6 protein-coding genes are annotated in these 8,806 nt (G+C 71.5%); 2 read left to right on the top strand and 4 right to left on the bottom strand.

Translation table 11 applies throughout. The features are described 5' to 3' along the window. Positions 1-187 precede the first annotated feature (187 nt). From AC07C1_RS03965 to AC07C1_RS03980, 4 genes are all read right to left on the bottom strand, one after another. On the bottom strand, positions 188-1,642 hold the full coding sequence (locus AC07C1_RS03965; RefSeq protein WP_478936744.1) for an NCS2 family permease: 1,455 nt from the start codon (positions 1,640-1,642) through the stop codon (positions 188-190). 205 nt (positions 1,643-1,847) lie between these two features. Further along, positions 1,848-4,232 (bottom strand): xanthine dehydrogenase family protein molybdopterin-binding subunit, encoded by a 2,385-nt coding sequence (locus tag AC07C1_RS03970; RefSeq protein WP_478936745.1) that lies wholly within the window; start codon positions 4,230-4,232, stop codon positions 1,848-1,850. 2 nt (positions 4,233-4,234) lie between these two features. Next, complete coding sequence (locus tag AC07C1_RS03975) at positions 4,235-4,852, bottom strand: (2Fe-2S)-binding protein (RefSeq protein WP_478936746.1); 618 nt, start codon at positions 4,850-4,852, stop codon at positions 4,235-4,237. Beyond that, positions 4,852-5,745, bottom strand: coding sequence for an FAD binding domain-containing protein (locus tag AC07C1_RS03980; RefSeq protein ID WP_478936747.1), 894 nt, complete (start codon positions 5,743-5,745; stop codon positions 4,852-4,854). The genes AC07C1_RS03975 and AC07C1_RS03980 overlap by 1 nt, the downstream gene beginning before the upstream one ends. Positions 5,746-6,090: 345 nt before the next feature. On the opposite strand from AC07C1_RS03980, the gene AC07C1_RS03985 reads away from it, so the two are divergent. Together AC07C1_RS03985 and AC07C1_RS03990 are read left to right on the top strand one after the other, a co-directional pair. Then, a complete protein-coding gene (locus AC07C1_RS03985; protein ID WP_478936749.1) occupies positions 6,091-7,764 on the top strand; it encodes a PucR family transcriptional regulator in 1,674 nt (557 codons plus the stop codon). A 150-nt stretch (positions 7,765-7,914) separates the two neighbouring features. Continuing rightward, entirely contained in the window at positions 7,915-8,697 is a 783-nt protein-coding gene (locus AC07C1_RS03990) for a hypothetical protein (protein ID WP_478936750.1), read from the top strand. Positions 8,698-8,806: the final 109 nt, after the last annotated feature.

Below are 8,806 nucleotides of genomic sequence, written 5' to 3' on the forward strand. Positions count from 1 at the left end.
CGTGGAAGGGGCTCCGACAAGGCGGCTAGGGCCTTTCGTTTGGATCATGCCGGATCAGGGAGCGGGGCCTGGCGCCGTGCATCGCAAGGCGGAGGAGGGCGTCATGGCGGAGCCATGGCAACCGACGACAACGCGGCGAGGTGCGGTGCCAGGCCCCGCGAGCCCGGCGTGATCCAAACGAGAGGCCCTAGTGCACGCCCAGCCAGCCCTCGATGGGATGAAGGGCGAAGTAGACGAGGAAGATGACCGTCAACCCCCACATGAAGGCACCGATCTCGCGGGCCTTGCCCTGGGCGGTCTTGATGGCCACGTAGGAGATGACGCCCGCGGCGACACCGGAGGTGATGGTGTACGTGAACGGCATCAGGACGACGGTCAGGAAGACCGGGATCGCGGTGGCGCGGTCCGCCCAGTCCACGTGCCGGGCGTTCATCAGCATCATCGCGCCGATGACGACCAGGGCGGCGGAGGCGACCTCCTGCGGGACGATCGCGGTGACCGGGGTGAAGAACAGGCAGGCCGCGAAGAACAGGCCGGTGACGACGGAGGCGAGACCGGTGCGGGCGCCTTCACCGACGCCGGTGGCCGACTCGATGAACACCGTCTGGCCGGAGCCGCCCGCCACACCGCCGATCGCGCCGCCGGCACCGTCGATGAACAGCGCCTTGGACAGGCCCGGCATACGGCCCTTGTCGTCGGCGAGCTGGGCCTCGGTGCCGACGCCGATGATGGTGGCCATCGCGTCGAAGAAGCCGGCCAGGACCAGGGTGAAGACGATCATGCCGACGGTCATTCCGCCGACCTTGCCCCAGCCGCCGAACTCGACGTGCCCGAAGAGCGAGAAGTCGGGCATCGAGACCGCGCCGTGCAGTTCGGGCGCGCCGTTGGCCCACTGCTTGGGGTCGATGACGCCGAGCCCGTTGAGGACCGCGGCGACGAGCGTGCCGGAGACGATGCCGATCAGAATGGCGCCGGGGATGTTCCGGGCCTGGAGCATGAAGATCAGCAGCAGGGTGCCGGCGAAGAGCAGCACCGGCCAGCCGGCGAGTTCCCCGGCTGGGCCGAGGGTGACCGGGGTGGCCTTGCCCTGGTGCACGAAGCCGGACTTGTAGAAGCCGATGAGCGCGATGAACAGGCCGATGCCCATGGTGATGCCGTGCTTGAGCGCGAGCGGGATCGCGTTCATGATCATCTCGCGCAGGCCGGTGACGACCAGCAGCATGATGACCACGCCGTACATCACGCACATGCCCATGGCCTGCGGCCAGGTCATGTTGGGGGCGACCTGCGAGGACAGGACACCGGAGACGGACAGGCCGGCGGCGAGGGCGAGCGGCACCTTGCCGACGAAACCCATCAGCAGCGTGGTGAGGGCCGCGGCGAAGGCGGTCGCGGTGATCAGCGACTTCTGGCCGAGCGTGTCCCCCGCCGCGTCCTTGCCGGACAGGATGAGCGGGTTGAGCAGGAGGATGTACGCCATCGCCATGAAGGTGGTGATGCCGCCGCGGACCTCACGGGAGACCGTGGATCCTCTTCTGGATATGTGGAAGTACCGGTCGAGCCAGGACCGCCCTGCCGGGACGCGGGTGCCATCACCGGCGTCTACGGCTGCGGTCCTCGGCTCCACTGACTGCTGGGTCATGGTGCCATCTCCCAAGGTTCACAGGGGCACCCGTCCAACCGCCTCGGCGGTCACGGGATTTGGGAATGGACGGCCCGGGGGACGGCCCAGGACGAACAAGGGTGGTACTTCAAGGACCGCGAGCGGTGCGGAACTCAAAGGGGGTTCCTCCGGACGGCGCGGCGGAGTGTGTGACGTTCCCTGCGCCGCCCGGAGAGCTTGGGTGTTACGTGGTTCCCGTGAGGTGCTCGGGCCGCACCGGAGTGCGGTCCAGCTCCAGCCCGGTCGCGTTCCGGATCGCCGCGAGAACGGCCGGCGTGGACGACAGGGTCGGGGCCTCGCCGACGCCGCGCAGCCCGTAGGGCGCGTGGTCGTCGGCGAGTTCGAGCACGTCGACCGGCATGGTCGGCGTGTCGAGAATCGTGGGGATCAGGTAGTCCGTGAAGGAGGGGTTCCTGACCTTCGCGGTCTTCGGGTCGACGATGATCTCCTCCATCACCGCCATGCCCAGGCCCTGGGTCGTACCGCCCTGGATCTGGCCGATGACGGAGAGCGGGTTGAGCGCCTTGCCGACGTCCTGGGCGCAGGCCAGTTCGATGACCTTGACCAGTCCGAGTTCGGTGTCGACCTCGACGACCGCGCGGTGCGCGGCGAAGGAGTACTGGACGTGTCCGTTGCCCTGGCCGGTGCGCAGGTCGAAGGCCTCGGTCGGCCGGTGCCGCCACTCCGCCTCGATCTCGACGGCCTCGCCTTCGAGGACGTCGGCCAGGTCGCCGAGGACCTCACCGCCGTCGGTGACGACCTTGCCGTCCTCCAGCAGGAGTTCGGCGGTCGCCCAGGCCGGGTGGTAGGAGCCGAACTTGCGGCGCCCGATCTCCAGGACCTTCTCGCGGACGAGTTCGCAGGCGTTCCGCACGGCGCCGCCGGTGACGTACGTCTGACGGGACGCGGACGTCGAACCGGCGCTGCCGACCTGCGTGTCGGCCGGGCGGATCGTCACCTGGGTGACGCCCAGCTCGGTGCGGGCGATCTGCGCGTGGACGGTGACACCGCCCTGGCCGACCTCCGCCATCGCGGTGTGCACGGTGGCGACGGGCGCGCCGCCCACGACCTCCATGCGCACCGTGGCCGTCGAGTAGTCGTCGAAGCCCTCGGAGAAGCCGACGTTCTTGATGCCGACCGCGTAGCCCACACCGCGTACGACGCCCTCGCCGTGCGTGGTGTTGGACAGACCGCCGGGCAGCTGCCGTACGTCGGCGCCCTCACTGGACTCCCACTGGCGCTCGGGCGGCAGCGGCATCGCCTTGACGCGGCGCAGCAGTTCGGCGACCGGCGCCGGGGAGTCGACCGGCTGCCCGGTCGGCATGAGCGTCCCCTGCTCCATCGCGTTCAGCTGCCGGAACTCCACCGGGTCCATGCCGAGCTTCTTCGCCAGCCGGTCCATCTGCGCCTCGTAGGCGAAGCACGCCTGGACCGCGCCGAAACCGCGCATGGCGCCACAGGGCGGGTTGTTGGTGTAGAGGGCGATGGCCTCGATGTCGACGTCGTCGATGACGTACGGGCCGACGGAGAGCGAGGAGGCGTTGCCGACGACCGCCGGGGAGGCGGAGGCGTAGGCGCCGCCGTCCAGGACGATTCTGCACTTCATGTGCGTGAGCTTGCCGTCCTTGGTGGCGCCGTGCTCGTAGTGGAGCTTCGCCGGGTGGCGGTGGACGTGCCCGAAGAAGGACTCGAACCGGTTGTAGACGATCTTCACCGGCTTGCCGGTACGGAGCGCGAGCAGGCAGGCGTGGATCTGCATCGACAGGTCCTCGCGTCCGCCGAACGCGCCGCCGACACCGGCCAGCGTCATGCGCACCTTCTCCTCGGGCAGGCCGAGGACGGGCGCGATCTGGCGCAGGTCGGAGTGGAGCCACTGGGTGGCGATGTAGAGGTGGACGCCACCGTCCTCCTCGGGTACGGCGAGGCCGGACTCGGGGCCGAGGAAGGCCTGGTCCTGCATGCCGAAGGTGTACTCGCCCCTGACGATCACATCCGCCTTCTTGGCGGCCTCGTCCGCGTCACCGCGGATGATCGGCTGGCGGTGCACGATGTTCGGGTGCGGGACATGACCGGCGTGATGGTCGTCGCGGGCCTCGTGGACGAGGATCGCGTCGGGGGCGGTGGCGGAGGCCTCGTCGGTGATGACGGGCAGCTCCCGGTACTCCACCTTGATCTTGGCGGCGGCCCGGCGGGCCGTCTCCGGGTGGTCGGCGGCGACGATCGCGACGGGCTCGCCGTGGTGGCGTACCTTGCCGTGGGCGAGGACCGGGGTGTCCCGGATCTCCAGACCGTAGTTCCTCACCTCGGTCGGAAGGTCGTCGTACGTCATGACGGCGTACACGCCCGGCGTGGCCAGGGCCTCGGCGGTGTCGATCGACACGATCTCGGCGTGGGCGACGGTGGAGCGCAGGACCTGGCCCCAGAGCATGTCCTCGTGCCACATGTCGGACGAGAACGCGAACTCGCCGGTGACCTTCAGGGTGCCGTCCGGGCGGAGCGTGGACTCACCGATGCCGCCCTTGGTCCGGGTGCCCTGCGTGATCTTCGTGGGTGCGCCGATGGCCGACATGGTCAGACCCCCTCGGACTGGCGGGCGGCCGCGAGGCGGACCGCGTCCATGATCTTCTCGTAGCCCGTGCAGCGGCACAGGTTGCCCGACAGCGCCTCACGGATGTCCGCGTCGGTCGGGTCCGGGTTGTTCTCCAGCATCTCGTCGGCGGCGACGAGCAGGCCCGGAGTGCAGAAGCCGCACTGGACGGCGCCGGCGTCGATGAACGCCTGCTGGATGGGAGAGAGCGCCGTGCGCGGGGACGAGCCGCTGCCCTCGCCGGTCTGCGAGCCGGCGCCCTCGGTCCGCCTCCCCGAGGTCTCGCCCGGGGCGCCCCCCGGGTGGGCCTCCTGCGGCGAGGTGCCGCACGCGCCCCTACCGCGGGAGCGCTGCCCGGCGAGGTCCGCCAGGCCCTCCACGGTCACGACCTCGCGGCCCTCGACCTGGCCGGCCGCGACCAGGCAGGAACACACCGGAACGCCGTCCAGGCGCACGGTGCAGGAGCCGCACTCGCCCTGCTCACAGGCGTTCTTGGAACCGGGCAGGCCGAGGCGCTCGCGCAGCACGTACAGCAGGGACTCGCCCTCCCAGACGTCGTCGGCCACCTGGGGACGTCCGTTGACGATGAAGTTGACGCGCATCACGCGGCTCCCTCGCTGGTGCGGCGGGCGCCGCGGTACGACTCCCAGGTCCAGGTGAGCGTCCGGCGGGCCATGACGCCGACCGCGTGACGGCGGTAGCTAGCGGTGCCCCGGACGTCGTCGATCGGGTTGCAGGCGCCGGAGCACAGCTGCGCGAACTGCTTGGCGACCGACGGCGTGATGATCTTTCCGTTGTCCCAGAAGCCGCCCTCCTCCAGGGCCGCGTTCAGGAACTCCTCGGCGGTCCTGGCCCGGACCGGGGTCGGGGCGGCTGAGCCGATGCCGGTACGCACGGTGCGGGTCTCGGGGTGCAGGGCGAGACCGAAGGCGCACACGGCGATCACCATGGCGTTGCGGGTGCCGACCTTCGAGAACTGCTGCGGGCCGTCCGCCTTCTTGACGCGCACGGCGCGGATCAGCTCGTCGGGCTGGAGCGCGTTGCGCTTGACGCCGGTGTAGAACTCGTCGATCGGGATCAGACGGGTGCCACGGGCCGCCGACTCGGCCTCGACCTCGGCGCCTGCGGCGAGGAGGGCCGGGTGGGCGTCACCGGCGGGCGAGGCCGTGCCGAGGTTGCCGCCGACGCCGCCGCGGTTACGGATCTGCGGGGAGGCGACCGTGCGCGAGGCGAGCGCGAGGCCCGGCAGCTCGGCACGGAGACTGTCCATGATCTTGGTGTACGGGACGGAGGCGCCCAGCCGTACGCTCTCCTCGCCGACCTCCCACTCGGTGAGGTCGCCGATGCGGTTGAGGTCGAGCAGGTACTCGGGCCGGCGGTGGTCGAAGTTGATCTCGACCATCACATCGGTGCCACCCGCGATCGGCACAGCGGTGGGGTGCTCGGCCTTCGCGGCGAGCGCCTCCTCCCAGCTGGCGGGGCGAAGGAAGTCCATGACACCGGCTCTCTTCTTCTTCGTCTCGTGAGTCGTGCGGATTGAGCCAATCCGTGTGCGGCGGCCCCGTCTCGTTCATGTGCTGTTAACGCGGAGTGGACTCAGTACACCGCCCCGTACTCCGACCGGGTCAGTCACCGAAACCATGAAGGAGTTCGCTGGCCAGGGCGAGCATCTTGTAGATTCGTATGAACGGGGGTCATCGGTAACCTCTCGGTTTCCCGGGAAAACGCCGGAAACAGCCCGGAGACCCCGGAGTGCGCCCCTGTGCGACCGGTCCCGGGTGGCTCCCCCGTCACCTCTAGATCCATCGTAGGTTTCGAGACAAAGAACGGCGGCGACGAGATGCGGCTGCGCGCACTGCTGGACACCGACGCGCTGGGCCTGCGGCTGCTCGGCGGCGAGGACGAGCTGGACCGCTCGGTACGCGGTGTCATGACCACCGACCTGCGCGACCCGAGCCGCTACCTCTCCGGTGGTGAGCTGGTGCTCACGGGCCTGGCCTGGCGCCGGGACGCCGACGACTCCGAACCGTTCGTCCGCATCCTCGTACAGGCCGGTGTGGCGGCCCTCGCCGCCGGCGAGGCCGAGCTGGGTGATGTGCCGGAGGACCTGGTGCTGGCCTGCGCCCGGCACCGGCTGCCGCTCTTCGCGGTGCACGAGTCGGTGGCGTTCGCGACGATCACCGAGCATGTCGTGCGGCAGGTCTCCGGCGAGCGGGCCGGGGACCTGGCGGCCGTGGTGGACCGGCACCGCCGGATGATGACCTCGGGCCCGGCGGGCGGCGGCCCGGACGTGGTCCTGGACCTGCTCGGCTCCGACCTGGACCTGCGCGCCTGGGTGCTGTCCCCGACCGGCCGCCTGATCGCGGGCTCGAAGGTCTCGGGCCCGGCGCTGCCCGCCGAGACCTGCGCGAAGCTCGCCGCCGAGCACCTGGCCGCCACCCGCACCGGCCGGCGTGGGCCGCACCGCGTCCTGCTGGGCGGGGCGACGTACTCGCTCTTCCCGGTCCGCTCCTCCGGCCGCTCCCCGCAAGGCTCCAGGGACGTGCGCGAGACGGTGCTGTCGGACTGGCTGCTGGCCGTCGAGGCGGACGCCGGCGACTGGCCCGAGGAGCGCCTGGACCTCCTCCAGGGCGTCACCCAGCTGATCTCCGTGGAACGGGACCGCCGGGACGCGGCCCGCACGGTACGGCGCCGGCTCGCCCAGGAGGTGCTGGAGCTGGTCCAGACGGGCGCCGCGCCCGCCGAGATCGCGGCCCGCCTGAGGGTCGCCGCGCCGGTGTTGCTGCCGGGTCTCGGGGCGGCCCCGCACTGGCAGGTCGTCGTGGCCCGGGTCGAGTGGGAGGGCGAGGACATCGACGGCGGCCCGGTCGCCCAGTCACTTCTGGAGGAAGTGCTGGTCGACCCACTGGCGACCGGTCCCGAGCCCTCGGACCGCATCGCGGTCGCGCACACGGGTGACGAGGCGATCGCCCTGGTTCCCCTCCCCGCGGTCTCCACCGAGCACGACGGCTCCGAGACCGGCCTGCTGGCCGATTCCCTGCTGCAGTCGGTGCGGGTGCCGCTGTCGGCGGGCCTGGACGGCGACGGGCGGCTCACCCTCGGCGTCAGCGCGGCCGTGCACTCCGCGGAGGGGCTGCGCGGCGCCCTGGAGGAGGCCCGGCACGCCCGCCGGGTCGCCGCGGCCCGCCCGGGCCGGGTCTGCGCGGCCGGCCACCAGGAGCTGGCCTCGCACGTCCTGCTGCTCCCATTCGTCCCCGACGATGTCCGCCGCGCCTTCACGGCACGCCTCCTCGATCCGCTGACGGACTACGACCGCCGCCACCGGGCCGAGCTGATCCCGACCCTGGAGGCGTTCCTCGACTGCGACGGCTCCTGGACCCGCTGCGCCACCCGTCTCCACCTGCATGTCAACACGCTGCGCTACCGGGTAGGGAGGATCGAGCAGTTGACGGGACGGGACCTGTCGCGCCTGGAGGACAAGCTGGACTTCTTCCTGGCACTGCGCATGAGCTGAGGTCAGTGGGGGCGCGGGGCGGCCAAACCCGGTCTCGCCCACGCCCCCACTTTGTGAAATCTTTCACCCACCCTCTTGGCCCGGCCCCGCGATTGGTGCTGGAATGCCGCCACCACTCAACAGCTCGATGGCGTGCTCGGGGAGGGCAACGTGGCGCATACCGCCATGTCTGGTAACGGAACGACCGCCGGTGACGATCCTCTCCAGACCGCGGTATGGCGGCTGCGCTCGCGGGCCTGCTGGGCCGACGCGGCGGCCCTGCTGCCACCCGACACCCCGGCGACGGCGTTGCAGCGGGCCACCCTGCTGGTCGAAGGGTGCCTGTACACCGAGCGGGGCTGGGCGGAGGCCGAGGACGCGCTGCGGACGGCGGAGGCGCTCGCGCACAGCGACGAGGAGCGGGGCGCGGCGGCCTGTGAACGCGGCCAACTCGCCTACGCGGCGACGCTGCACGGGGTGCGCGACCGGGCCGACGAGGCGCGGGTCGCGCTGGGCCGGGCGGCGGCGCTGATCCCTCCGGGGGCGGCGGGGCGGGCTCTGCTGGACTTCCGCCGGGGGCTGCTCGCCGAGAACCTGAGCCGGTCTCCGCAGGCGGCTCGCGCCGCGTACCGCCGGGCGCACGCGGGCGCTGCCGCGCACGCCGACCCGCTGCTGCTGTCGTTCACCTGGCGCCACCTGGCCGGGCTCTCCCTGCGCGACGGCGAGTTGGCCGATGCGCGGCATGGCTTCGCCGAATCCCTGCGGATCCGGGAGGAGTTGGGTTACCTGGTGGGTACGGCCCCTGCGCTGGCCTCCCTGGCCGACGCGGAGTCCGAACCGGAGGCCTCCCGGCTACGAGAGGAGGCCCGCCGCCTGTTCCGCCTCCTGGGCGGCGTACCAACCTGGCTCTCCCGCCAGCTGACTCCCCCGACACCGGACACGGCTACGGCTTAGCGCCGGGGGGCGGGGCGGCTGGGAGCGGATGCGGATTGACTCGGGGCGCGTGAGGCCGTCCGGCGGCTGCGGGTCCGCCGGGGCCGGTCGCGCAGTTCCCCGCGCCCCT

Source organism: Streptomyces sp. NPDC045022 (genome assembly GCF_056432605.1).

Coding starts and splice junctions, on each gene's coding strand:
- AC07C1_RS03965 (WP_478936744.1), bottom strand. CDS start 1,642: ATGACCCAGCAGTCAGTGGAGCCGAGGACCGCAGCCGTAGACGCCGGT.
- AC07C1_RS03970 (WP_478936745.1), bottom strand. CDS start 4,232: ATGTCGGCCATCGGCGCACCCACGAAGATCACGCAGGGCACCCGGACC.
- AC07C1_RS03975 (WP_478936746.1), bottom strand. CDS start 4,852: ATGCGCGTCAACTTCATCGTCAACGGACGTCCCCAGGTGGCCGACGAC.
- AC07C1_RS03980 (WP_478936747.1), bottom strand. CDS start 5,745: ATGGACTTCCTTCGCCCCGCCAGCTGGGAGGAGGCGCTCGCCGCGAAG.
- AC07C1_RS03985 (WP_478936749.1), top strand. CDS start 6,091: ATGCGGCTGCGCGCACTGCTGGACACCGACGCGCTGGGCCTGCGGCTG.